Annotated in this window: 26 protein-coding genes; 17 read left to right on the forward strand and 9 right to left on the reverse strand. The window is 71.7% G+C overall.

The features are described from left to right. The 4 genes from AOJ26_RS32195 to AOJ26_RS32210 all read left to right on the forward strand — a co-directional run. On the forward strand, positions 1 to 550 hold a 550-nt coding region (locus AOJ26_RS32195), incomplete at its 5' end, for a nucleotide triphosphate diphosphatase NUDT15 (RefSeq protein ID WP_234358724.1). A gap of 14 nt (positions 551 to 564) precedes the next feature. After that, the gene (locus AOJ26_RS32200) at positions 565 to 816 is read left to right on the forward strand and encodes a hypothetical protein (RefSeq protein WP_234358725.1); all 252 of its coding nucleotides are present in this window, start codon (positions 565 to 567) and stop codon (positions 814 to 816) included. A gap of 66 nt (positions 817 to 882) precedes the next feature. After that, positions 883 to 1,269 (forward strand): DUF779 domain-containing protein, encoded by a 387-nt coding sequence (locus AOJ26_RS32205; protein WP_107092858.1) that lies wholly within the window; start codon positions 883 to 885, stop codon positions 1,267 to 1,269. A 72-nt stretch (positions 1,270 to 1,341) separates the two neighbouring features. Further along, positions 1,342 to 2,580, forward strand: a complete 1,239-nt coding sequence (locus AOJ26_RS32210) for a phosphodiester glycosidase family protein (protein ID WP_053851898.1) — start codon at positions 1,342 to 1,344, stop codon at positions 2,578 to 2,580. Positions 2,581 to 2,582: 2 nt separating this feature from the next. On the opposite strand, the gene AOJ26_RS32215 is transcribed toward AOJ26_RS32210, so the two are convergent. From AOJ26_RS32215 to AOJ26_RS32235, 5 genes are all read right to left on the reverse strand, one after another. Continuing rightward, positions 2,583 to 2,777: a hypothetical protein gene (locus tag AOJ26_RS32215; protein WP_053851899.1), complete on the reverse strand. Its 195-nt coding sequence runs from the start codon at positions 2,775 to 2,777 to the stop codon at positions 2,583 to 2,585. Positions 2,778 to 2,907: 130 nt separating this feature from the next. Beyond that, a complete protein-coding gene (locus AOJ26_RS32220; RefSeq protein ID WP_053851900.1) occupies positions 2,908 to 3,765 on the reverse strand; it encodes a phosphatidylinositol-specific phospholipase C/glycerophosphodiester phosphodiesterase family protein in 858 nt (285 codons plus the stop codon). A 181-nt stretch (positions 3,766 to 3,946) separates the two neighbouring features. Then, entirely contained in the window at positions 3,947 to 5,020 is a 1,074-nt protein-coding gene (locus AOJ26_RS32225; protein WP_053851901.1) for an acyl-CoA dehydrogenase family protein, read from the reverse strand. Continuing rightward, positions 5,017 to 6,198, reverse strand: a complete 1,182-nt coding sequence (locus tag AOJ26_RS32230; RefSeq protein ID WP_053851902.1) for an acyl-CoA dehydrogenase family protein — start codon at positions 6,196 to 6,198, stop codon at positions 5,017 to 5,019. The genes AOJ26_RS32225 and AOJ26_RS32230 overlap by 4 nt, the downstream gene beginning before the upstream one ends. Continuing rightward, positions 6,195 to 7,163 (reverse strand): NADPH:quinone oxidoreductase family protein, encoded by a 969-nt coding sequence (locus AOJ26_RS32235; protein WP_053851903.1) that lies wholly within the window; start codon positions 7,161 to 7,163, stop codon positions 6,195 to 6,197. Before AOJ26_RS32235 ends, AOJ26_RS32230 begins: the two co-directional genes overlap by 4 nt. Before the next feature lie 228 nt (positions 7,164 to 7,391). On the opposite strand from AOJ26_RS32235, the gene AOJ26_RS32240 reads away from it, so the two are divergent. After that, positions 7,392 to 7,865: a Dps family protein gene (locus AOJ26_RS32240; RefSeq protein WP_053851904.1), complete on the forward strand. Its 474-nt coding sequence runs from the start codon at positions 7,392 to 7,394 to the stop codon at positions 7,863 to 7,865. Between the two features lie 38 nt (positions 7,866 to 7,903). Here AOJ26_RS32240 and AOJ26_RS32245 read toward each other — a convergent pair whose 3' ends face one another. Together AOJ26_RS32245 and AOJ26_RS32250 are read right to left on the reverse strand one after the other, a co-directional pair. Further along, positions 7,904 to 8,740, reverse strand: a complete 837-nt coding sequence (locus tag AOJ26_RS32245; RefSeq protein ID WP_053851905.1) for a prephenate dehydratase — start codon at positions 8,738 to 8,740, stop codon at positions 7,904 to 7,906. Positions 8,741 to 8,824: 84 nt separating this feature from the next. Beyond that, the gene (locus AOJ26_RS32250) at positions 8,825 to 9,397 is read right to left on the reverse strand and encodes a helix-turn-helix domain-containing protein (RefSeq protein WP_007380385.1); all 573 of its coding nucleotides are present in this window, start codon (positions 9,395 to 9,397) and stop codon (positions 8,825 to 8,827) included. Between the two features lie 64 nt (positions 9,398 to 9,461). On the opposite strand from AOJ26_RS32250, the gene AOJ26_RS32255 reads away from it, so the two are divergent. The 6 genes from AOJ26_RS32255 (at position 9,462) to AOJ26_RS32280 (ending at position 15,507) form a co-directional block, all read left to right on the forward strand. Then, complete coding sequence (locus tag AOJ26_RS32255) at positions 9,462 to 10,397, forward strand: NAD(P)/FAD-dependent oxidoreductase (RefSeq protein ID WP_053851906.1); 936 nt, start codon at positions 9,462 to 9,464, stop codon at positions 10,395 to 10,397. 29 nt (positions 10,398 to 10,426) lie between these two features. Continuing rightward, positions 10,427 to 11,965, forward strand: a complete 1,539-nt coding sequence (locus AOJ26_RS32260; RefSeq protein ID WP_053851907.1) for an ATP-dependent DNA ligase — start codon at positions 10,427 to 10,429, stop codon at positions 11,963 to 11,965. Beyond that, the gene (locus AOJ26_RS32265) at positions 11,962 to 12,423 is read left to right on the forward strand and encodes an NUDIX domain-containing protein (protein WP_053851908.1); all 462 of its coding nucleotides are present in this window, start codon (positions 11,962 to 11,964) and stop codon (positions 12,421 to 12,423) included. Before AOJ26_RS32260 ends, AOJ26_RS32265 begins: the two co-directional genes overlap by 4 nt. Positions 12,424 to 12,493: 70 nt before the next feature. Next, on the forward strand, positions 12,494 to 13,879 hold the full coding sequence (locus tag AOJ26_RS32270) for an NADP-dependent succinic semialdehyde dehydrogenase (protein WP_053851909.1): 1,386 nt from the start codon (positions 12,494 to 12,496) through the stop codon (positions 13,877 to 13,879). A gap of 25 nt (positions 13,880 to 13,904) precedes the next feature. After that, positions 13,905 to 14,141: a DUF6213 family protein gene (locus tag AOJ26_RS32275; protein ID WP_053851910.1), complete on the forward strand. Its 237-nt coding sequence runs from the start codon at positions 13,905 to 13,907 to the stop codon at positions 14,139 to 14,141. 139 nt (positions 14,142 to 14,280) lie between these two features. After that, positions 14,281 to 15,507, forward strand: a complete 1,227-nt coding sequence (locus AOJ26_RS32280; protein ID WP_053851911.1) for a cytochrome P450 — start codon at positions 14,281 to 14,283, stop codon at positions 15,505 to 15,507. A 40-nt stretch (positions 15,508 to 15,547) separates the two neighbouring features. Here the strand turns inward: AOJ26_RS32280 and AOJ26_RS32285 are convergent, their stop codons facing one another. Next, positions 15,548 to 16,774: an acyl-CoA dehydrogenase family protein gene (locus AOJ26_RS32285; RefSeq protein ID WP_053851912.1), complete on the reverse strand. Its 1,227-nt coding sequence runs from the start codon at positions 16,772 to 16,774 to the stop codon at positions 15,548 to 15,550. 172 nt (positions 16,775 to 16,946) lie between these two features. On the opposite strand from AOJ26_RS32285, the gene AOJ26_RS32290 reads away from it, so the two are divergent. Next, positions 16,947 to 17,591: a TetR family transcriptional regulator gene (locus AOJ26_RS32290; RefSeq protein WP_053851913.1), complete on the forward strand. Its 645-nt coding sequence runs from the start codon at positions 16,947 to 16,949 to the stop codon at positions 17,589 to 17,591. A gap of 55 nt (positions 17,592 to 17,646) precedes the next feature. On the opposite strand, the gene def is transcribed toward AOJ26_RS32290, so the two are convergent. Then, positions 17,647 to 18,201: a peptide deformylase gene (gene def, locus AOJ26_RS32295; RefSeq protein ID WP_053851914.1), complete on the reverse strand. Its 555-nt coding sequence runs from the start codon at positions 18,199 to 18,201 to the stop codon at positions 17,647 to 17,649. Between the two features lie 112 nt (positions 18,202 to 18,313). Here def and AOJ26_RS32300 point away from each other — a divergent pair, with 112 nt between their 5' ends. The 5 genes from AOJ26_RS32300 to AOJ26_RS42355 form a co-directional block, all read left to right on the forward strand. Beyond that, a complete protein-coding gene (locus tag AOJ26_RS32300; RefSeq protein ID WP_053851915.1) occupies positions 18,314 to 19,552 on the forward strand; it encodes a MurT ligase domain-containing protein in 1,239 nt (412 codons plus the stop codon). A gap of 16 nt (positions 19,553 to 19,568) precedes the next feature. Then, positions 19,569 to 20,297, forward strand: a complete 729-nt coding sequence (locus AOJ26_RS32305; RefSeq protein WP_053851916.1) for a type 1 glutamine amidotransferase — start codon at positions 19,569 to 19,571, stop codon at positions 20,295 to 20,297. A gap of 196 nt (positions 20,298 to 20,493) precedes the next feature. Next, positions 20,494 to 21,519 (forward strand): 6-phosphofructokinase, encoded by a 1,026-nt coding sequence (locus tag AOJ26_RS32310; protein WP_053851917.1) that lies wholly within the window; start codon positions 20,494 to 20,496, stop codon positions 21,517 to 21,519. A gap of 114 nt (positions 21,520 to 21,633) precedes the next feature. Further along, positions 21,634 to 22,584 carry a cytochrome c oxidase assembly protein gene (locus AOJ26_RS32315; protein ID WP_053851918.1) on the forward strand — a complete coding sequence of 317 codons (951 nt, stop codon included), beginning with the start codon at positions 21,634 to 21,636 and terminating at the stop codon, positions 22,582 to 22,584. A 68-nt stretch (positions 22,585 to 22,652) separates the two neighbouring features. Beyond that, positions 22,653 to 23,877 (forward strand): PASTA domain-containing protein (locus AOJ26_RS42355; RefSeq protein ID WP_078960113.1); only part of this gene is annotated, 1,225 nt, incomplete at its 3' end.

The raw sequence follows: 23,877 nt of genomic DNA on the forward strand, positions 1-23,877 counted from the left end.
GGGCGTCGACGTCCTCGACGCGCCGGAGGAGGGCGCCCGCGCCTCGTACCGCGTCTTCCGGGCGACCCGGCCGATCCGGGTCTCCTCCCGCCCCCGCGGCAGCCGTCCCCCGGTCCCGCACGCGGCGATCGGCGTCGGCGCCATCCTGTACGGCCCCCGGGGGCTGCTCCTCGGCCGGCACCGGCGCGGCACCTGGGAGCTGCCCGGCGGCACGGTGGAGCCCGGGGAGTCCCTTAAGGAGACGGTCGTGCGCGAACTCCGCGAAGAGACCGGGATCGAGGCCCGCCCGTCCGATGTACGGCTCCTGGGCACGCTGCTCGACGACGTCGACGGTGTGGTCCGGATGACCGTGGCCGCCCAGGTCACCGCCTGGCACGGCGAGCCGTCCGACCAGCCGGACGAACGCGTCGGCGACTGGCGCTGGTTCCCGCTCGACCGGCTCCCGGAGAACCTCTTCGTGTGCAGCGCCCAGGGCCTCACCGCCTGGCGCCCGGACCTGCCGGTCGATCACACCCCGGCGCACTTCACGCCGTTCGCCGACCACAGCTGAAGGCGCAGGGCGACATGGAACTCAAGGACGTCCTGGCCGACTGGCGGGACTACGACGACGCGGCGTTCCGGCTCGGGATCATCCTCGGTGTGTTTCCTCCCGACCAGAACTTCAACCGGGTGAAGCCGATGTTCTGGCAGGACGGATATCCGCTGGGCGACATGCTGGTGGACATCCTGGACCGGATGACGCAGGCCGGAGTCCTGCTCAAGGACGCGGAACACGTGCGGTACAAGTGGAATCCGGACCCCGTCGACCTGTCCTGAAAGCGCGGGTGCGGCACCGCGTCGTGCAACCCCCTCGCAACCTTCCCCGTGCTGGACTCGGCGGCCATGGACGAGGATTCCGCACGTGACGTGTACGACGAGGTTCCGCGCGTCGAGCTCACGCCCGCGGCCGCCGAGCTGCTGCGCCGGCTGCGGGAGGCGCACGGGCCGCTGATGTTCCATCAGTCCGGCGGCTGCTGCGACGGCAGCGCGCCGATGTGCTACCCGGAGGGCGAGTTCCGCACCGGCGGCTCGGACGTGCTGCTCGCCGAGCTGGAGGTGCCGGGGGTCGAGGAACCGGTGACCTTCTGGATGTCGAGGAGCCAGTACGAGGTGTGGGCCCACACCCGGCTGACCGTCGACGTCGTCGCCGGCCGGGGCAGCGGATTCTCCCTGGAAGCACCCGAGGGGGTGCGTTTCCTCGTCCGTTCGCGTGTGGTCGGCGCCGAGTAGCCCCCGGGGTCATCGTCGTCTGGTGCACTTCCCCTGAGTTCTGGGACAGTCGACACGACCTCAGGGAGAGCTGTGACGCACCGTCAAAGACGTTCCGGCACAGGAAGATCGGTACTCACGTTCGTCGCGGCATTCGGCACGCTGGCCGGTGCGGCCCTGGTGGGGGCGGCACCGGCGGGCGCCGCCCCGGCATGGACGCGGCTCGCGACGGGCGTGCACTACGAGCAGTTCGACATCTCCGCCGCCGCGGGGGTGGCCCACGCCCACGTCATCCGCGTGAACCTGAACGAGCCGGGGGTGCGGGTGGAGCTGCTCTATCCGGGGGCGGTGGCCGCGCGGGCCACGGTGTCCCGGCTGGCCGGCGCGCAGGGCGCCCTCGCGGGGGTGAACGGCGACTTCTTCAACATCTCGGAGACCCAGCACCCCGGCGTCGAGGCCACCGGCGCGAGCGTGGGCCCGGCGATCGCACAGGGCCGCGCGCTCAAGGCGGCGGTCCCGCGCGGCCAGCGCTTCGGACCCGCGCTGCCGCCCGGCACCGGCACGAAGGACGTGTTCGGTGTGGGCACCGACCGCCGGGCCCGCCTCGACGACCTGGCGCTCGACGGTTCGGTGCGGACACCGGAGGGACAACTGCCGCTGCGCGGGCTGAACCAGTACGCGCTGCCCGTGGGTTCGGTCGGGGCGTTCACCTCGGACTGGGGCAGCGCGTCCCGGGTGCGGGCGACCTGCGGGACGGACGGCGACCGGGCCGCCCCGTGCAGCACGGACACCCACGAGGTGACGGTCCGGGGCGGGAAGGTCGTCGCCACCGCCGACACCCCCGGCCGCGGGGCGATCGCCGCCGGCACCACCGTGCTGGTGGGCCGGGAGGCCGGCGCGCAGTACCTGCGCAAGCTCTCGGTCGGCTCCGCGGTGACCGTGCAGCACCGCCTGGTCGCGGCCTCCGCGGGCACCCCGTACCGCTTCGCGCTCGGCGGCTATCCGGTGCTCGACGAGGGGCGCCCGCTGCCCGGTCTCGACGACACCACGTCGGCCGTGCGCACGGCCGTGGGCATCGCGGACAGCGGCCGGCGGCTGTACCTCCTGGCGCTGGACGGCTCCCCCGATTACCGGGGCGGACTGACCATCGCCGAAGTCGCCGACACCATGCGGACGTTGGGCTCGGTGGACGCCTTCAGCCTGGACGGCGGGGGCTCCACGACGATGGCGGCCCGATCGTCGGGCTCGGGAGCCGTCACTGCCCTCAACCACCCCTCGGGCGGCGCCGAACGGCCCGTCCCCAACGGCATCGGGGTCTTCGCCACGGGCTGAGGTCAGGGACGCAGACCGCTCACGATCCCGGCGGTCGCCGTGAGGCCGCTGTGGATCGTGGGCGCGAGGCTCGTACTGGCGAGGTAGAAGCCGAGCAGGGTGCACACCACCGCGTGGGAGAGCTTGAGCCCGCCGCTGCGCACGAAGATCACCGCCAGGATCAGCAGCAGCACCAGTACCGAGATGGAAATCGCCATGGACAGCCTCCTCCGCCACGCCGCCGGGTCCGTTTCGCGGCGTTCGGCCGCAAGTGTGGCGTAGCAGAGGGTTCGTCCGGGCGGCTGAAGGGTCCTCCGAACGAGTGGTGTCACGCTCGCGTGAAGGCGCCTATCGGTGGGTGTCCAGGAAGGCCTCCAGGCCCGCCAGGTCGTCGGTGTTCAGGTAGTCGACACCGGCGGCGAGGAGTTCGGTCCACAGCGCGTCCCGGGCCGGTCCGGCCAGGTCAGGGGTGGCCCAGAAGCGCACTTTCTGACCCCGCGCGTGGGCCTGCCGGACGATGCTCCGCAGCTTTTGCCGTTCCGCGTCGGGGAAGGCGCCCTCGCCGAGCCAGGTGAAGTTGAGCGTCCAGTTGTCGCTGATCAGCGGGATGAGGGAGGCGGGCGCCGCCGTGCCGAGGTCGGCGAGTCGGCCGTCGTAGAAGGCCCGGCGCACGGTCTGCGCCTCCATCGGGACGCGGGCGGCCCGGTCGCCGGAGATCACGGCGGTGACCGGACCGGGGACTACCTTGCCGTGCACGTAGGTCGTGAACAGGTGCCGGTAGCGCCGCAGGTGGCGGTCGAGTTCGAGGTAGGTCGAGGAGCCCTCGGTCTTGATGTCGACGAGCAACTGGAGCGGGCGGCGGTGGCCCCGGTACACGGACCCGTGGTGGGCCTTGACGATCCTGGCCAGCGGGTCGAGGTAGAGCGACTCCAGGGTGCGCGCCGGGTCGAGGTCGTCCACGGTGTGGCCGACGAGGAGTTGGCCGCCGACGAGGAAGATGTCGGCCTCGACGCTGCCGAAGCGGTGGTCGAGGGCGTCGAGGAGGGGGCGCGGGTGCTCGTAGTCGTTGTGCGCGTGGGCACGCCACAGCGGACGGGGCCGGTGCTTCCGGCTGTCGGCCCATGCGCTGCCGACGGGTTGGGCGAGCGTCGCGGTGGCCGCGGCGCCGAGGGTGGTGAGGGCTCTGCGACGGGTGATGAGGGCCATGTGCTGCCTCCCTGCGGGGCGGGTCGGAACCACAGGGAGTATGGGGCCCTTCGGCACCCAAGGGACCTGTACGTGCCAGGAGTTGGCCGGACCGCCGCTGCCCGTTCACTCCTTCCGCGCGGGCGCATGGAAAAGCCCGCCCCTGGTGGGGCGGGCTTCACCGGCGTTCACCGGGTGCGGCTCAAGGTGCCTGGAGGTCGACGAGTTCGGCCAGTCGGGCGCGGTGCGCGCCGGCCGTGCCGTAGGCGATCGAGTCGGCCTTGGCCCGCTTGAGGTACAGATGGACCGGGTGCTCCCACGTCATGCCGATCCCGGCGTGCAACTGGAGCGCCTCCTCGGCGGCGTGCACGGCCACGGAGGCCGCGTAGGCCTGGGCCACGGCGACCGCGATGTCGGTGTCCTCACCCGTCGCGAGCGCGTCGGCCGCGTTGCGGGCGGCGGCACGGAGGTTGACGACCTCCAGCCACAGCTGGGCGAGCCGGTGCTTGAGGGCCTGGAAGCCGCCGACCGGCCGGTTGAACTGCTTGCGCTCCTTCAGGTAGCGCACGGTCTCGGTCAACGTCCAGTCCGCGAGGCCGAGTTGCTCGGAGGCGAGCAGTCCGGCCCCGGCCCGCAGGGCACGGTGCACGGCGGTCTCGGCGTCGCCCAGCAGACGGCCCCGGGCCCCGTCGAGGGTGACGGCCGCGAGCGGCCGGGTCAGGTCAAAGGGGATCTGCGGGGTGACGGTCACGGCGGAGGCGTCCACCGCGTACAGGCCGCCGTCGTCCGCGGGCACGAGCAGCACGTCGGCCGCCGCGGCGTCCGCGATCGCCGTCAACTCGCCGTACAGGGCGCCGTCCTCGTGGCGTACGACCGTGTAGGCACCGCCGGGGGCGGTGTGCAGCGCGACGGCGAGGGCGCCGATCCTCCGCCCGGAGGCGAGCTCGGCGAGCAGGTCGTCGGCGTCGCAGGCGAGCAGGGCCTCGGTGGCGACGACCGCGCTGGTGAGGTAAGGCACGGGGGCGACCGCGCGGCCCAACTCCTCCAGGACGACGGCGGCTTCGCGGTGCGAGGCGCCCTGGCCGCCCTTGTCCTCCGGGACCAGGAGTCCCGCGAGGCCCATGCCGTCGGCGAGGGCCTTCCAGGCCGCGAGGTCGTGCGGGGTGTCCGACTCGGTGCGGGCGATCACACCCGGCGCGTCGCAGTGGTCGGTGAGCAGGTCGCGTACGGCGGCCCGCAGCGCCTCTTCCTCCTCGGAGTACAGCAGGTCGCTCATCGGGCCAGGTCCTTCCAGGCGACGTCCTTGTCGGTGCGCGGCTCGGCCGGGAGGCCCAGGACGCGCTCGGCGACGATGTTCAGCAGGACCTCGCTGGTCCCGCCCTCGATGCTGTTGCCCTTGGAGCGCAGGTAGCGGTATCCGGCGTCCCGGCCGGTGAAGTCCACCAGTTCGGGCCGGCGCATGGTCCAGTCGTCGTACAACAGGCCCTCCTCGCCGCGCAGTTCCACCTCCAGGCCGCTGATCTCCTGGTTGAGGCGGGCGAAGCCGAGCTTCATTCCGGCGCCCTCGGGGCCGGGCTGTCCAGCGACGAGCTGCTGGCGCAGGCGTTCGGCGGTGAGACGGGCGACCTCGGAGTCGACCCAGAGCTTCAGCAGGCGCTGGTGCAGGTCGTGGGTGCGCAGTTCGGGGCGCTCGCGCCAGGTCCTGGAAACCGGGCCGATCATGCCGCCCTCGCGGGGCAGCCGCATGCCGCCGATGGCGACGCGCTCGTTGTTGAGCGTGGTCTGCGCGACCCGCCAGCCGTCGCCGACCTCTCCGAGGCGCCGGGAGTCGGGGATGCGGACGTCGGTGAGGAAGACCTCGTTGAACTCGGCCTCGCCGGTGATCTGCCGCAGCGGGCGGACGTCGACGCCGGGGTCGGTCATGTCGCAGATGAAGTAGGTGATGCCCGCGTGCTTGGGCACGTCCGGGTCGGTGCGGGCGATGAGGATGGCCCAGCGGGAGTTGTGGGCGCCCGAGGTCCACACCTTCTGCCCGTTGACCACCCAGCCGTCGCCTTCCCGGACGGCCCTCGTACCGAGCGCGGCGAGGTCGGACCCGGCGCCGGGCTCGCTGAAGAGCTGGCACCAGACCTCCTCTCCCACCCACAGGGGCCGCAGATAGCGCTGCTTCTGCTCCTGGGTGCCGTACTTGAGGATCGTCGGCGCGGCCATGCCCAGGCCGATGCCGTTGCGCCGCGGGGCGTTGTCGGGGGCTCCCGCGGCCTCCAGTTCGGCGTCCACGACGGCCTGGAGGGAACGGGGGGCGTTGAGACCGCCGAGGCCCTCCGGGTAGTGCACCCAGGCGAGCCCCGCGTCGAAACGGGCCTTGAGGAAGTCGAGCCGGTCCGTGGTCGCGGGCGGGTGGGCGGCCAGCAACTCCGCGGTGCGGCGCTTGAGTTCGGCGGCGTCGGTCATGCCTGTGCTCCCGTGGGTACGACGGCGATCCGGCCCGTGGTCTCCCCGTCGCCGAGGCGCTGCACGGCGTCGGCGGCCCCGGCCAGCGGCACCCGCTCGCTGATCAGGGGTTTGATCGCGCCCCGGGCGGCCAGTTCGACGAGCTGCTCGTGGCAGTGCTGGACCAGCTTGGGGTTCTTGGTGTTGTACAGGCCCCAGTGCAGGCCGAGGATCGCGTAGTTCTTCACCAGGGCGTGGTTGAGGCCGGGGTTCGGGATGGTGCCACTGGCGAAGCCGACGACCACGATCCGCCCCTCGAAGGCGACGACCTTGGTCGACTGCGTGTAGGCCTCGCCGCCGACGGGGTCGTAGATCACGTCCGCGCCCCGGCCCCCGGTGGCCTCCTTCACGGCGGCGACGACGTCCTCGGCGCGCCGGTCGACCACCACGTCACAGCCCAGCTCGCGGGCGACGGCGGCCTTGTCGGCACCGCCGACGACCCCGATGACGGTGGCCCCGGCGGCCTTGCCGAGCTGCACGGCCGCGCTGCCGACCCCTCCTGCGGCAGCGTGGACGAGCAGGGTCTCCCCGGCCTCCAGGTGCGCCCGCCGGTGCAGACCGAACCAGCCCGTCTGGTAGCCGATGTGCAGGGCGGCGGCCTCGGCGTCGTCCAGCGAGTCCGGCGCGGGCAGCAGGGCGGCGGTGTCCGCGACGGCGTACTCCGCGAAACCGCCGTACGGCAGCGACGGGTTGGCGATCACGCGCCGCCCGTCCTCGGTCTCGCCGCAGATCTCCACGCCCGGCGTGAAGGGCAGCGGAGGGCGGACCTGGTAGTGGCCGCGGCACATCAGCACGTCCGGGAAGTTGATGTTCGCGGCGCGCACCTTCAGCAGGACCTGGCCGTCGCCGGGTTCGGGCCGCGCCACGTCCGCGAGGCGCATCACCTCGCTCGGCTCGCCGTTCTCGTGCACTTGCCAAGCCTGCATGGGGGGCCTCCACGGGACTGCGTCGTCGTGCCGGGTCTGACCGGGGTCCCCCGCATACTAAGCGGTCGCTTGCCGATCAGGGAACAGTCCGCGGGGAAGTGTCGGCACGCACACCGGGGGCCGCCCAGCGGTTGCAGGACCCGGGGAGGCTGAACAGGGTGACAGGGACGAACCGGGCGCCGGTCCCCACCGGGCGGCCCCGGCGATCCCCGGAAAGGACCCGCGCACATGACGGTCATCAACAGCCCGCTGCCGGAGAAGGAACGCGACATCGCGGGGAGTGCCCTCCAGGCGACCCTGGTGGATCTGCTCGACCTCTCCCTCGTCGCCAAGCAGACGCACTGGAACCTGTACGGACCGCGCTTCCGTTCCGTCCACCTCCAGCTCGACGAGGTGGTCACCACCGCCCGCGCGTACGCCGACACGGTGGCCGAACGCGCCGCGGCGCTGGGCGTCAGCCCCGACGGCCGGGCCGCCACCGTCGCCGCCACCAGCGGGGTGCCGGAGTTCTCACCCGGTTGGACGAAGGACGTGGACGCGGTCGGCGCGCTGGTGCGGACCTTCTCCGCGGTCGTCGAACGGGTACGGGAACGCATCGAGCGGACCGGCCCGGCGGACCCCGTCACCGAGGACCTGCTGATCGGCCTCGCCGCCGACCTGGAGAAGCAGAGCTGGATGTTCCAGGCCGAGCACCGGGACTGAGCCCGCCGAACGGCCTCGGGCCGGCCCCGTGAGCGCGTTCAGCGGGCGAGCCGGTGCGGATGGGCCGGGTACACGCCGAGGATCCGCACCTCGGTGGAGAAGAACCGCAGTTCGTTCAGGGCGAGGGCGACGTGCCGCTCGTCGGGGTGGCCCTCGACCTCGACGTAGAAGCGGCTGGCGTCGAGTCCCGCGCCGACCTGGTAGCTCTCGATCTTCGTGAGGTTCACCCCGCTGGTGGCGAACCCGCCCAGCGCCTTGAAGAGGGCGCTCGGGATGTTGCGCACGGAGAAGAACAGGCTCGTCATCGTCGGCTCCCCGGTGTCGGGGCCCACGACGGCCTCCCGGGACAGGACCACGAACCGGGTGGTGTTGTCGGGGTCGTCCTCGACCCCGGCACGCAGCACGTCGAGGCCGTACAGCCCGGCCGCTGCGGGCGGGGCGAGCGCCGCGTGCCGCGGGTCGGCCAGTTCGGCCACCTCGCGCGCCGCTCCGGCGGTGTCGTCGGTGACGAGGGTGCGCCAGCCGCCCTCCCGCAGCACCTTGCGGCACTGCCCGAGGGCGTGCACATGGCTGCGTACGCACTCCACCTGGTCCGCCGTCGCACCCGGCACGCCCATCAGGTCGAAGCGGATGGCGAGGAAGTACTCGGCGATGATGAACAGCCCCGACTCGGGCAGCAGGTGGTGCACGTCCGCCACCCGACCCGCAGCGGAGTTGTCCACCGGGATCACGGCGACGTCGGCCGTGCCGAGCGTGACCGCGTCCAGCGCCTGCTCGAAGCCGGTGCAGGGCTGCTCGGCGCACCCCGGGTACAGGGCGTGCGCGGCGGTCGCCGAGTTGGATCCGGGTTCACCTTGGTAAGCGACGGTCGTCACGGGGCTCGGTCTCTTGTCGTCGGGCGGCGGAAGCTCCGTAACGTACCAGGGGCCCCGCTCCCGTGTCCGGGACCCCTGGGCCTCTCAGGCCTTGCGGGGACGGGCCCGTACGTGCATCCGCTCCCCCTGCGGCCCGAAGAGGCTGAGGAACTCCGCCGGGCCCTCCCCGGTCGAGCCGAACCAGTGCGGCACCCGGGTGTCGAACTCCGCCGCCTCCCCCGCCGACATCACCACGTCGTGGTCCCCGAGCACCACCCGCAGCCGTCCCGCCAGCACGTACAGCCACTCGTAGCCCTCGTGGGTGCGCAGCTCCGGCTCCTCCTCGCGGCGCGGTACCAGCACCTTGAAGGCCTGGAGTCCGCCGGGCTGCCGGGTGAGCGGCCAGAAGGTGCGCCCGTGCCGTTCGAGGGGCGCCGACCGCACCCGGGGGTCGCCGACCGGCGGGGCGCCGACCAGTTCGTCCAGCGGCACCTGATGGGCCTGGGCGATCGGCAGCAGCAGTTCCAGGCTGGGCTTGCGCAGGCCGGACTCCAGCCGGGACAGGGTGCTCACGGAGATGCCGGTGGTCTCCGAGAGGGCCGCGAGGGTCACCTCCCGGTCCTTGCGCAGCCGCCTGAGCCGGGGCCCCACCTCGGCGAGAACGTCGTCGGTACTCATACCCGTATTGCAGAATCAGCAAAGTTGTTTGTCAATCCCGCGTCCGTGGCGCGACCGTGTCGGCATGACCGAGACATACGGCGAGACATACGAAGTGATCGTGGTCGGTGGCGGCGCGGCGGGTCTGTCGGCCGCCCTGGTCCTGGGCCGGGCGCGGCGTCGCACCCTGGTCGTCGACGCGGGCGAACCGCGCAACACGCCCTCCGCGCACATGCAGGGCTTCCTCACCCGGGACGGCATGCCGCCCGCCGAGTTCCTGGCGATCGGCCGCGAGGAGGTCGAGGGGTACGGCGTCGAACTGGTCCGGGACCGGGTGACCGAGGTCGCGCCGGGCTTCTCCGTGACCCTGGCGGGCGGTCGCGTGGTCCGGGCCCGCCGCCTGGTCGTCGCGACCGGTCTGCGGGACGAGCTCCCGGACGTGCCCGGGGTCGCCGAGCGCTTCGGCAGGGACGTCCTGCACTGCCCGTACTGCCACGGCTGGGAGGTCCGCGACCAGGCCTTCGGCGTGCTCGCCACCACCCCGCTGAGCGTGCACCAGGCGCTGATGGTCTCCCAGTGGTCGAAGGACGTGACCCTGTTCCTGCACACGGTCGCCGAGGCCGAGCTCTCGGACGACGACCTGCGCAGGCTGGCCGCGGCCGGTGTCCGGGTGGTGCCGGGCGAGGTCGCCGGACTCGTGGTGACGGACGACCGGCTGACCGCCGTACGACTGCGGGACGGCAACACGCACGCGCGTGAGGTCGTCTTCACCGCCCCGCGGGCCGTCCCGCAGAACGGCCTGCTGGAGCGGCTGGGGGCCGAGTTCCAGGAGACGCCCTTCGGCAGCTACCCCGTGGTCGACGCGACCTGGCGGACGACCGTGCCCGGGGTGTACGCCGTGGGCAACGTGGCCGGCTTCGGCGAGCAGGTGATCAACGCGGCGAGCGCCGGGTACCGGGCCGCCGCCACGATCAACGGCGAGCTGCTGATGAGCGACCTCGACGCGGCCGCCGGGGTGTAGACCGGCCGTCTCCGGTACACCCTGGAGGCATGTTGCTTGCCCGGCTGGCCCAGGTGTCCCAGGACGTCGCCGCGACCTCGGCGCGCTCGAAGAAGATCGCGCTCCTCGCCGAGCTGTTCCGGGACGCCGAGGCGGACGACGTCCCGATCGTCATCCCGTACCTGGCGGGACGGCTCCCGCAGGGACGGATCGGCGTCGGCTGGAAGGTGCTGGGCCGCCCGGTCGCCCCGGCCGCCGAACCGACGCTGACCGTCCGTGCGGTGGACGCCCTGCTGAGCGAGCTGGGCAAGGTCGCGGGAGCGGGGTCGCAGGCCGAACGCGCCCGGCTGGTCGGCGAGCTGATGGGAGCCGCCACCGAGGCCGAGCAGCGGTTCCTGCTCGGCCTCCTCACCGGCGAGGTGCGGCAGGGCGCGCTGGACGCGGTGGCGGTCGAGGGGCTGGCCCAGGCGACGGGGGCGCCCCCGGCCGACGTACGCCGTGCGGTGATGCTCGCGGGCTCCCTCCAGACGGTGGCCGAGGCCCTGCTCACCGACAGTCCGCCCGCCCTGGAGCGCTTCCGGCTCACCGTCGGCCGCCCGGTCCTGCCGATGCTGGCGCACAGCGCCTCCTCGGTGGCCGAGGCGGTCGAGAAGCTCGGCACCTGCGCGGTCGAGGAGAAGCTGGACGGCATCCGCGTCCAGATCCACCGGGACGGCGACGTCGTACGGCTGTACACCCGCACCCTCGACGACATCACCGACCGGCTGCCCGAACTGACGGCCACCGCGCTGGAGTTGCGGGGCGAGCGGTTCATCCTGGACGGTGAGGTGATCGCCTTCGACGAGGACGGGCGCCCGCGTTCCTTCCAGGAGACCGCCGGCCGGGTCGGCTCCCGGGTGGACGTGACGACGGCCGCCGAGGCGGTCCCCGTCTCCCCCGTCTTCTTCGACGCCCTGTCCGTCGACGACCGCGACCTCCTCGACCTGCCCTTCGCCGAACGGCACGCGGAGCTGGCCCGGCTGGTGCCCGAGCCGATGCGGGTCCGGCGCGCCCTGGTGTCGGGCCCCGAGGACGTCCACCAGGCCGAGGAGTTCCTCGCCGAGACCCTGAAGCGCGGTCATGAGGGCGTGGTCGTGAAGTCCCTAGACGCCCCCTACAGCGCGGGCCGGCGCGGCGCTTCCTGGCTGAAGGTCAAGCCCGTGCACACCCTCGACCTGGTGGTGCTGGCCGCCGAGTGGGGCCACGGCCGCCGCACCGGCAGGCTCTCCAACCTGCACCTCGGCGCCCGCACGGCCGACGGCGGCTACGCCATGCTCGGCAAGACCTTCAAGGGCATGACCGACGCGATGCTCGCCTGGCAGACCGAGCGGCTCCAGGAACTGGCCCTCGACAGCAGCGGTCACGTGGTGACCGTACGGCCCGAACTCGTCGTCGAGATCGCCTACGACGGTCTCCAGCGGTCGACCCGCTACCCGGCCGGCGTCACCCTCCGCTTCGCCCGCGTGGTCCGCTACCGCGAGGACAAGCGCCCCGAGGACGCCGACACGGTCGAGTCGCTGCTGGCCGCGCACCCCGAGGTGAGGCCGTGAGGACGAGCGCGGGCCTGCTGTTGTTCCGGCATACCGGAAACGGCCTGGAGGTGTTGCTGGGCCATATGGGCGGTCCGTTCTTCGCGCGGCGGGACGCCGGAGCGTGGACGGTTCCCAAGGGCGAGTACGAGCCGGACTCGGAGTCGGCGTGGGACGCGGCCCGCCGGGAGTTCCAGGAGGAGCTCGGTCTGGAGCCGCCCGACGGGGAGGCCGTACCGCTGGGCGAGGTCCGGCAGACGAACGGCAAGGTGGTCACGGCGTGGGCGGTCGAGGCGGACCTCGATCCGGCGGCCGTGGTCCCGGGGGTGTTCGGCATGGAGTGGCCGCCGAAGTCCGGCAGGACCCAGGAGTTCCCGGAACTGGACCGCGTCGAGTGGTTCGGCCTCGACCGGGCCCGGACCGTGATCGTCAAGGCGCAGGCCGCGTTTCTCGACCGGCTGGCTGAGCACTCGCCCTGACGCCCACGCGTTGCGGTCGCCCGCGCCGCGCGGGAAGGTCGAAGCACATCAGCCCTTCAGGAGGTCGGTCATGCCCATCGCGACGGTGAACCCGGCGAACGGCGAGACGCTCAAGACGTACGAGGCCATGGGCGAGGAGGAGATCGAACGCAGGCTCCAGCTCGCCGAGGCGACGTTCCGCACCTACCGCACGACGTCCTTCGAGGAGCGCGCCCGTCTGCTGAACCGGGCCGCCGAGCTCCTGGACGACGCCCAGCAGGACATCGCCCGGGTCATGACCACCGAGATGGGCAAGCCGGTCAAGCAGGCCCGCGCGGAGGCCGCCAAGTGCGCCAAGGCGATGCGCTGGTACGCCGAGAACGCCGAGGCCCTGCTGGCCGACGAGGAGCCCGCCGAGCACGACGTCAAGGACTCCGGCGCCTCCCGCGCCCTGGTCCGCTACCGCCCGCTCGGTCCGGTGCTCGCGGTGATGCCGTGGAACTTCCCGCTGTGGCAGGTGGTCCGCTTCGCCGCGCCCGCGCTGATGGCGGGCAACGTCGGCCTGCTCAAGCACGCCTCGAACGTGCCGCAGACCGCGCTGTTCCTGGAGGACCTCTTCCACCAGGCGGGCTACACCGAGGGCTGCTTCCAGACCCTGCTCGTCGGGTCCGGCGCGATCGACGAGATCCTGCGCGACGAACGCGTCAAGGCGGCGACCCTCACCGGGAGCGAGCCCGCGGGGCGGGCGGTCGCGGCCACCGCCGGGGACATGGTGAAGAAGACCGTGCTGGAGCTCGGCGGCAGCGACCCGTACATCGTGATGCCGTCCGCGGACGTCGACCGGGCCGCCGAGATCGCGGTGACCGCCCGCGTGCAGAACAACGGGCAGTCCTGCATCGCCGCCAAGCGGTTCATCGTGCACACGGACGTCTACGACCGGTTCGCCGAGCGGTTCGTCGAGGGCATGAAGGCCCTCAGGGTCGGCGACCCGCTGGAGGAGGACACCGAGGTCGGACCGCTCGCCAGCGAACAGGGACGGACCGACCTGGAGGAGCTGGTCGACGACGCCCGGCGCAGCGGGGCGAACGTGCTGTGCGGTGGGGAACGGCCCGAGGGGCCGGGCTGGTACTACCCGCCGACCGTCGTCGCCGACGTGTCCCGCGAGATGCGCATCCACCGCGAGGAGACCTTCGGCCCGGTGGCCACGCTGTACCGGGCGGCCGACCTCGACGAGGCGGTGCTGATCGCCAACGACTCGCCGTTCGGGCTGAGTTCCAACGTGTGGACCCGGGACGAGGCCGAGGTCGACCGGTTCGTACGGGACCTGGAGGCGGGCGGGGTGTTCGTCAACGGGATGACCGCCTCGCATCCGGCGTTCCCGTTCGGCGGGGTGAAGCGCTCCGGGTACGGGCGTGAGCTGTCCGGGCACGGAATCAGGGAGTTCTGCAACATCACGACGGTTTGGCACGGAGCGTGACAGTTGCGCGGCTAACATCCCGGGTGTGAACCGCGAAGTGACTCTGCCTCTGATCGTCGATAACCGCGGGACCCTCCAGGTGGCCGCGGCCGATGTGAGCAAGCTGCTCCGCAGTCTCGGCGGGCGGTGGCTGCACCTGGTCGAGGCCGGGGCCGACGGGCTGGACGAGGACACGGTCGCCGCGCTGACGATCGAGCTCGCCAAGCTGGCCGATCGGATCGACGTCGCGTGCATCGCGCACAGCAGCGGTGGGGCGCCGTAGCGGTCGCCGCACGCCGTCCGCGGGCCGTGGGCGACCGGTCGCGGTGTCCCGCGTTCGGTGCAACCCGGCGTGACGTCGTCCGTCCCGCAGGTGATCGTGGACGGGACCACTTCCAGGCTCCGGGACGAGACGGTGCGGGATGAGCGAAGAGACGATCACCGAGATCCTGCCCCCGGTCCGGCACTGGCCGGCCCTCGACATGAAGGGCGTCGACTTCGACCCGGTGCTGACCGAGCTGATGCGCGAGGGGCCGCTGACAAGGATCCGGCTCCCCCACGGCGAGGGCTGGGCGTGGCTGGTCACCCGGTACGAGGACGTACGGGCGGTCGCCGACGACCCGCGCTTCAGCCGCGAGGCGGTGCTGGAGCAGCCGGTCACCCGGTTCACCCCGCACTTCGTGCCGCACACCTCCCGGGCGGTCGGCGCGGTCGCCTTCCTCGACCCTCCCGACCACACCCGGCTGCGCCGCGCGGTGGCCCCCGCGTTCACCGCGCCGGGTGTGGAACGGGTGCGGGAGAGGTCCCGCCCGATGCTCGACGAGCTGATCGACGAGCTGCTCCAGGACGGCCCGCCCGCCGACCTCACCGCGGCGGTGCTCAGCCCCTTCCCCAGTGCCGTGGTCTGCGAGCTGATGGGCGTCCCGGCCGCCGACCGGCACGGCATGCACACCTGGACCGAGCTGATCGTGTCCCTGTCGCACGGGGCGCGGGTCGGCGAGCGGGCCTGGGACGAGATGGGCGCCTACTTCGCCGACCTCATCGGCCTCAGGGAGGGCGGCCCCGGCGAGGACGTGGCCTCTCTGCTGGGAGCCGCCGTGGGCCGCGGCGAGGTGACGCTGGAGGAGGCCGTGGGGCTGGCGGTGCAGCTCCAGATCGGCGCAGCGGCGGTGACGCACAACAGCGGCCAGATGTTCTACCTGCTGCTCACCCGCCCCGACCTGGCCGAACGGCTGCGCGCCGAGCCGGAGATCCGCCCGCGGGCCGTCGACGAGCTGCTGCGCTACATCCCGCACCGCAACACGGTCGGCCTGTCGCGGATCGCCCTGGAGGACGTGGGCGTCGGCGGCGTACGGATCCGGGCGGGCGACGCGATCTACGTGTCGTACCTGTCCGCGAACCGGGACCCCGACGTCTTCCCGTACCCGGAGACGATCGACTTCTCCCGCGACCCCGTCCCGCACGTGACGTTCGGTGCCGGCCCGCACTCCTGCCCCGCCGGGCTGCTGGCCCGGTCGCAGTGCGAACTGCTGGTCGAGGCGCTGCTGGAGCGGGTGCCGGGCCTGCGGCTGGCGGTCCCACCGGACAAGGTCCCTTTCCGCAAGGGCAGGGCGGTCCGCGGCCCCGAGGCGCTCCCGGTGGCGTGGTGAAGGCTCCGGAGGGCTTCCGCTCCCTCCGGAGCCACTGCCGCTACCGGATCGGCATCCCCGACAGGGTCCGCGCGATCACCAGCCGCTGGATCTCGCTCGTGCCTTCGAAGATCGTGTAGATGGCCGCGTCGCGGTGCATGCGCTCCACCGGGTACTCCCGGGTGTAGCCGTTCCCGCCCAGGATCTGGACGGCCTGCGCGGTGACCTTCTTCGCCGTCTCGCTCGCGAAGAGCTTCGACATCGAGCCCTCGGCGGCGGTGAACTGCTTGCCGTTGATCGCCATCCAGGAGGCGCGCCAGACCAGGAGACGGGCCGCGTCGATGGAGGTGCGCATGTCCGCGAGCTGGAACGCCACACCCTGGTTGTCGATGATGGGCCGGCCGAACTGCTCACGCGTCTTGGCGTAGTCGAGGGCGACCTCGTAGGCGGCCCGGGCGGTGCCCACGGCCATGGCGCCGACGGCGGGCCGCGAGGCCTCGAACGTGGCCATCGCCGCGTTCTTGACCCGCTCGCCACCGGCCTTGGCACGCTCGCGGGCCCGGGCGAGGCGGTGGTCGAGCTTCTCCTTGCCGCCGAGGAGGCAGGAGCCGGGCACCCGGACGTTCTCCAGGACGACCTCGGCGGTGTGCGAGGCGCGGATGCCGTGCTTCTTGAACTTCTGGCCCTGGGACAGTCCCGGCGTGTTCGGCGGCACGATGAAGGAGGCGTGGCCCTTGGAGCCGAGCTCCGGGTCGACGACCGCGACGACGACGTGGACGTTGGCGATGCCGCCGTTGGTCGCCCAGGTCTTGGTGCCGTTGAGGACCCACTCGTCCTTGGCCTCGTCGTACACGGCACGCGTGCGCATGGAGGCCACGTCGGAACCGGCGTCCGGCTCGGACGAGCAGAACGCGGCGACCTTGACATCGTTGGCGTCGCCGTACATCTGCGGGATCCAGGTGCCGATCTGCTCCTCGGTGCCGTTGGCGAGGACGCCGACGGCGGCCAGGCCGGTGCCCACGATCGACAGGGCGATGCCGGCGTCGCCCCAGAACAGTTCCTCCATCGCCATCGGGATGCCGAGCCCGGTGGGGTCGAAGTACTGCTGGGCGTAGAAGTCGAGGGAGTAGATGCCGACCTTGGCGGCCTCCTGGATGACCGGCCAGGGAGTCTCCTCACGCTCGTCCCATTCGGCGGCCGCGGGGCGGATGACGTCGGCGGCGAAGCCGTGCAGCCAGTCCCGGACCTCCTTCTGTTCGTCGTTGAGCTCCATGGTGAACTCGGCCATGTCCCCTCCAGCGGCGACGCACGTGCATGTTACTTGCGGTAACCAGAGTCTGTTACCCACGGGTAGGAAAAGTCAACTCCCCATGACCGGTCAGCAGCCTGTTCGATGCCCGTCACCCGTCGGGTGTTAGTTTGCGCAGGCGTTACCGATTCAGCACGGGTGGGGAGAGCTCATGGACACCACACAGCGGACCGACCAGCAGCGGTCCGCCGACCGCCGCCGGCGCGAGCTGCTGGAGGCCGCGGACAGGGTGGTGCTGCGCGACGGCCCACAGGCCTCCATGAACGCCATCGCCGCGGAGGCCGGCATCACCAAGCCGATCCTCTATCGGCACTTCGGCGACAAGGGGGGACTCTACGCCGCACTGGCCAAGCGGCACACCGACGCCCTCCTGGACTCGCTGCGGGCCGCGCTGGACGCCCCCGCGGACCGGCGTGAGCGGGTCGAGGCCACCCTGGACACCTACCTGGCGGCGATCGAGGCCCGGCCCCAGGTGTACCGGTTCCTGATGCACCCCGCCGAGGGCGGCCAGACCGGGGACCAGGGGTTCGACGTCGGCCAGCATTCCGCGCCGCTGCTGCGCAGGATGGGTGAAGAGTTGGGGCAGGTCATCGAGGACCGGCTGGACCTCGGGCCCGGCAGCCAGCTGCTGGCCCGGGTGTGGGGGCACGGGATCGTCGGGATGATGTACGCGGCGGGTGACTGGTGGCTGGGCGAACGGCCCTGCGCCCGGGCCGAGTTGGTGCGGAGCATGGCGGACCTGTTGTGGGGGCGGCTCGCCGCAGCGGGGGACAAGGTGGGGGGTCCGGGGTTCTGACGGTCGTGGTTCGAGTGCGGCCCGGTGGGGGCTGGGCGCGCAGTTCCCCGCGCCCCTAAGTGGGATCAGTTGCCCTGCGCCAAGAAGTCCGGGCCACTTGGCGCATGAGTTTGCGCTTGCGGCGGCCCGTCAGGTGATCCGCGTACACCTTGCCTTCCAAGTGGTCGCACTCATGCTGGAGGCAGCGAGCGAAAAACCCTGTTCCATGCACGGTGACGGGCTCGCCGGTCGCCGTGAAACCCTCCACCAGCGCGTGGTCGAAACGCTCGGTTCCCGCCTCCAGTCCCGGCAGGGACAGGCAGCCCTCGGGGCCCCTGAGCACCACACCGTCCGTCTCCACCAGCCGTGGGTTGACCACATGCCCCAGGTGGCGGACCTCCTCGTCGTCCGGGCAGTCGTACACGAACACGCGCAGGGGGACGCCCACTTGGTTCGCCGCGAGGCCCACCCCCTCGTGCGCGTACATCGTCGCGAACAGGTCTTCCACGAGCGTCGCCAGCTCCGGACCGAAGTCCGAGACCTCCTCGCAGGGTTCGTGCAGCACGGGACTGCCGAGCAGGGTGAGGGGCCGGACCCGGCCACGGGTGCCCGGAATGGAGCCGTTTCGCATGGCCGCAAGGGTACGGCGATTCGGGAGTGCCTACGGATCTCGATAGGCTGAGGTCCACACCACGTGGCCGGAGGCAGAGTCGCGGCGCGTACGCAAGGAGGATCGAGAACTGATGACAGGCAACTCGGACCCGCTCTCGCCGCGGGCCAAGCTGGCCGTGACGGCGGGCAAGGCCGTCGCGGCGGCATCCCGAGCCGCGGGACGCGGCAGCGGTTCGGTCATCGGCGGCCGGGTGGCCCTCAAGCTCGACCCCGACCTCCTCGCCCGGCTCGCCCAGAACCTGGACGTGGTCCTCGTCTCGGCGACCAACGGCAAGACCACCACGACCCGTCTGATCGCGGAGGCCCTGGGCGCCGCCGGACCCGTCGTCTCCAACGCCCTCGGCGCCAACATGCCGGCCGGCATCACCTCGGCGCTCGCCGGCGGCTCGGACGCCCGGTACGGCGTCATCGAGGTCGACGAGAAGTACCTCGCGGGCGTGGCCCGGGACACCGACCCCAAGTGCATCGCCCTGCTGAACCTCTCCCGCGACCAGCTCGACCGGGCCGCCGAGACCCGCATGCTCGCCGAGAACTGGCGTGAGGGGCTGGCCGGTTCGAAGGCCGTCGTCGTCGCCAACGCCGACGACCCGCTCGTCGTGTGGGCCGCGTCCTCCTCCCCCAACGTCATCTGGGTCGCCGCCGGACAGATGTGGAAGGACGACGCCTGGTCCTGCCCGTCCTGCGGCGGCGTGATGCAGCGGCCCGGCGACGACTGGTTCTGCGGTGAGTGCGGGTTCCGCCGTCCCACCCCGAGCTGGGCGCTCTCCGGTGACCACGTGCTCGACCCGCACGGCTCGGCCTGGCCGATCCACCTTCAGCTGCCGGGCCGCGCCAACAAGGCCAACGCCGCCTCCTCGGCCGCCGTCGCCGCCGTCTTCGGCGTGCCGCCGCAGGTCGCCCTGGAACGCATGTACCAGGTGCAGGCCGTGGCCGGCCGCTACGACATCGTCCAGTTCCAGCAGCGTGACCTGCGACTGCTGCTCGCGAAGAACCCGGCCGGCTGGCTCGAGACGTTCAGCCTGATCGACCCGCCGCCCACCCCGGTGATCCTCTCCGTCAACGCGCGCGGTGCCGACGGCACCGACACCTCCTGGCTGTGGGACGTCGACTACACGCGCCTGACCGGCCACCCGATCTGCGTGATCGGCGACCGGAAGCTGGACCTCGCGGTGCGCCTGGAGGTCGCGAACCAGAACTTCCAGGTCTGCGACAACCTCGACCAGGCCGTGCAGATGAGCCCGCCCGGCCGTATCGAGGTCATCGCGAACTACACCGCCTTCCAGGACCTGCGCCGCCGCGTCGGCAACTGACACTCAGGGGACTTTTGTGAGCGACAACCAACTGCGGATCGTCTGGATCTACCCCGACCTGCTCAGCACCTACGGCGACCAGGGCAACGCCCTCGTCATCGAGCGCCGGGCCCGCCAGCGCGGCCTCGACGTGGCCCGCCTGGACGTGCGCAGCGACCAGCCGATCCCGACCTCCGGCGACATCTACCTGATCGGCGGCGGCGAGGACCGGCCCCAGCGGCTGGCGGCCGAGCGGCTGCGCCGGGACGGCGGTCTGCACCGGGCCGTGGGCAACGGCGCGATCGTCTTCTCGGTGTGCGCCGGTTACCAGATCCTCGGCCACGAGTTCATCAACGACCTCGGCCAGCGCGAGCCCGGCCTCGGCCTGCTCGACGTGGTCTCGGTGCGCGGTGAGGGCGAGCGCTGCGTCGGTGACGTGCTCGCCGACATCGACCCGCGGCTCGGCCTGCCCCCGCTGACCGGTTTCGAGAACCACCAGGGCGTCACCCATCTCGGCCCCACCGCCCGCCCGTTCGCCAATGTCAAGCTGGGCAAGGGCAACGGCACCGGGGACGGCACGGAGGGCGCGTACAACGACACGGTGTTCGGCACGTACATGCACGGGCCCGTGCTCGCGCGCAACCCGCTGATCGCCGACCTCCTGCTGAAGCTGGCGCTCGACGTGAACGCGCTGCCGCCGACCGACGACCGCTGGTACGAGGCCCTGCGCAACGAGCGCATCTCGGCCGCGCAGCAGCCCGCCTGAGAAGGCGTTCACCTCGGTTCCAGACGCCTGACACCAGCCCGTCTGACGAGGTGTCCGCACAGGTGAGCGGGGCCGTCCAGCAGGCGGACGCATGCTTCGGCCCCGCCCCCTCCTGCCGCTAGGGTGGCGGGGTTCGAGCCGGACAGCGTGGTCCGGACCCATGCCACGTCCCATCGCTGAAAAGGTTCTCGCGGCTATGCGCATTGGTGTCCTCACGTCCGGCGGCGACTGCCCCGGCCTGAACGCCGTCATCCGGTCCGTCGTGCACCGTGCCGTCGTCGACCACGGCGACGAGGTCATCGGCTTCCGGGACGGCTGGAAGGGCCTCCTGGAGTGCGACTACCTCAAGCTCGACCTCGACGCCGTGGGCGGCATCCTGGCCCGCGGCGGCACGATCCTCGGCTCCTCGCGGGTCCAGCCCTCGCATTTGCGGGACGGTGTGGAGCGGGCCAAGGGGCATGTCGAGGAGCTCGGGCTCGACGCGATCATCCCCATCGGCGGTGAGGGCACGCTCAAGGCCGCCCGCCTGATGTCGGACGCCGGTCTGCCGATCGTGGGCGTGCCGAAGACGATCGACAACGACATCGCGGTCACGGACGTCACCTTCGGGTTCGACACGGCCGTCGGTGTCGCCACCGAGGCCCTCGACCGGCTGAAGACCACCGCCGAGTCCCACCAGCGGGTCCTCGTCGTCGAGGTCATGGGACGGCACACCGGCTGGATAGCGCTGCACTCCGGCATGGCGGCCGGCGCGCACGCCATCGTCGTACCGGAGCGCCCCTTCGACATCGAGGAGCTGGCCCGGCGGGTCGGCGAACGGTTCGAGGCGGGCAAGCGGTTCGCGATCGTCGTGGCCGCGGAGGGCGCCAAGCCGGCTCCCGGCTCCATGGCCTTCGACGAGGGCGGCAAGGACATCTACGGCCACGAGCGCTTCGCCGGGATCGCCCGCCAGCTCTCCATCGAGCTGGAGGAGCGGCTGGGGAAGGAAGCCCGGCCGGTCATCCTCGGACATGTGCAGCGGGGCGGTACGCCGACCGCGTACGACCGGGTCCTCGCCACGCGGTTCGGCTGGCACGCGGTGGAGGCCGTGCACCGCGGGGAGTTCGGTCACATGACCGCACTGCGGGGCACCGACATCCTGATGGTGCCGCTGGCCGAGGCCGTGGAGACGCTGAAGACGGTCCCCGCGGACCGCTACGAGGAAGCCGAGTGCGTCCTCTAGACCATCGCGCAGGACACTGAGGAATCCGCCCCCGGTCGCAGCCGCGACCGGGGGCGGTTCTAGTCTGTGTGGCGGACAGACTTGCACAACCCCCACGAATCAGGAGCCGCCGCGATGGACCACAGCGGGCACGGCATGACCCACGATCTGCCGCCGTTCACGCTGGGACGAGGGCTTCAGTGGTCGGCCGACCCCTTCTTCCTCGTCGCCTGCCTCCTCGCGCTCGGCCTGTACGCGTGGGGAGTCGTGCGGCTGCGGCGGCGGGGGGACTCGTGGTCCGTGGGACGGACCGTCTCCTACGTGACCGGTGTGCTGTCCATCGGGCTGATGATGTGCACCGGGCTGAACGACTACGGGATGGTCATGTTCAGCGTGCACATGGTGCAGCACATGGTGATCAGCATGCTGTCGCCGATCCTCGTCCTGCTCGGCGCGCCGGTCACCCTGGCCCTGCGGGCGCTGCCGGTCGCCGGCAAGGGGCACAAGGGGCCGCGTGAGCTGCTGCTCGCGCTGCTGCACAGCCGGTACATGCGGATCATCACGCATCCGGCGTTCACCATCCCGCTGTTCATCGCGAGCCTGTACGCCCTCTACTTCACGCCGGTTTTCGACTTCCTCATGGGCTCGAAGACCGGGCACGTCGCGATGATGGTCCACTTCCTCGCCGTCGGTGTGGTCTTCTTCTGGCCGATCATCGGCGTGGACCCGGGACCCCACCGGCCCGGGTACCTGATGCGGATGCTGGAGCTGTTCGCCGGGATGCCGTTCCACGCGTTCTTCGGCATCGCGCTGATGATGGCGTCCGAGCCCATGGTGGAGACGTTCAAGAACCCGCCCGCCTCGCTCGGCATCGACGCGCTCTCCGACCAGAACTACGCCGGCGGTATCGCGTGGGCGTTCAGTGAGATTCCCTCCGTTCTCGTACTCATCGCACTGCTGTTCCAGTGGTACGGCTCCGAACAGCGGCAGGCGAAGCGCACGGACCGGGCCGCCGACCGGGACGGCGACAAGGAACTCGAGGCGTACAACGCATATTTGGCCTCTTTGAGCACCCGCGAGCGATAAGAGGCTTCGCTTTTCCTCGGCATTCAGTAGCATGAAGCGCGTTGGGGGAACCGCCGGGGGGAGCGGTCATGACACTTCGCGCATTTATGCACAGGATCGCCGTACTGGCGATTTTCTCACTGCTGCTGAGCGGCTGCGAGAAGGGAAATCCACTGACGGTGGTCAAAGCCGTCGCCGTCGGCGTGCCCTCGCTCTCGCCGTTCTTCGAGGAGAGCAGCGGGCTGGGCTGGGACGCCGCCGCCGTGCGGTCTAGGCCCGTGCAGGGAAGTCTCCAGCAAGGAGACACGCCCGGTCTGTACGGCGGCAGCAAGCAGCCGACCATCTGTGACGTCGCCGGACTCGAACGATTTCTCACCGATCCCAGGAATCACAAAAAGGCACAGGCGTGGGCCGGCGTGCTGAACGTCGGCACGAACGGGATACCCGAATATCTGGATGGCCTCACTCCCGTTCTGCTCCGTCACGACACTCTCGTCGAGAACCACGACTACAAGAAGGAAAAGGCCGTCCCGTACCTCTCCTTGCTCCAGGCGGGAATCGCCATTCTCGTCGATGAACAAGGGATTCCGGCTGTGAAGTGTTCGTGCGGAAATCCACTGCGGCCCTTCAAAGGTGACACCGGCCGGATTTCCGTACGGTTCGAGGACGGCAACAAGAAGTGGGCGGGATACGAGCGTGACTCCGTGGTGGCCGTGAAGCCCACGCCGCGGAAACTGGAACGGGTCGCTCTGGTCGACGTCCGGGAACCCGGCCGCGGCATCAGCCGCCCGGTCGGCACCACCGGGGAGAAGGACACCGCCTTCGACGCGCGGAAGCGCCGCACTGTGCCGGACCTCACCGGGCGGACCTTCGCCCGGGCGAGCCGGGAACTGATCGAGGCCGGACTGGCGGCCGGGTACGCCGGGCAGGGGACGCCGTCCGACGGTGCGAGGGTCACGGCGAGCGATCCGCCCGCGGGGACCGAGCTGCCGTTCGGGCGGTACGTGACGCTGACCGTGGCCGGGGACGGCACGGGCGCCACCGGCGGGGCGAGCGAGCCGACCACCACTCCCGCGCCGCCGTCCCGGCCGCACATGTCGTCCCCGGGCACACCGCCGCCGCCCCGGTCGTCGGGGCCCTCGGGCTCGGCGGGGTCGCCGGGGTCGTCCTCGGCTCCGCCGTCCTCGACTCCGCCGTCGTCGAGTGCGCCGGCGTCGAGTGCGCCGGCGCCGGGCTCGTCCTCGCCCGACAGGCCGAGCAGTCCGTCGAGCAGTCCGTCGAGCGCCACCCCGAGGACCGGCAGCGCGCCACCAC

This window comes from Streptomyces sp. NRRL B-24085 (assembly GCF_001282115.1).
GTDB lineage: Bacteria > Actinomycetota > Actinomycetes > Streptomycetales > Streptomycetaceae > Streptomyces.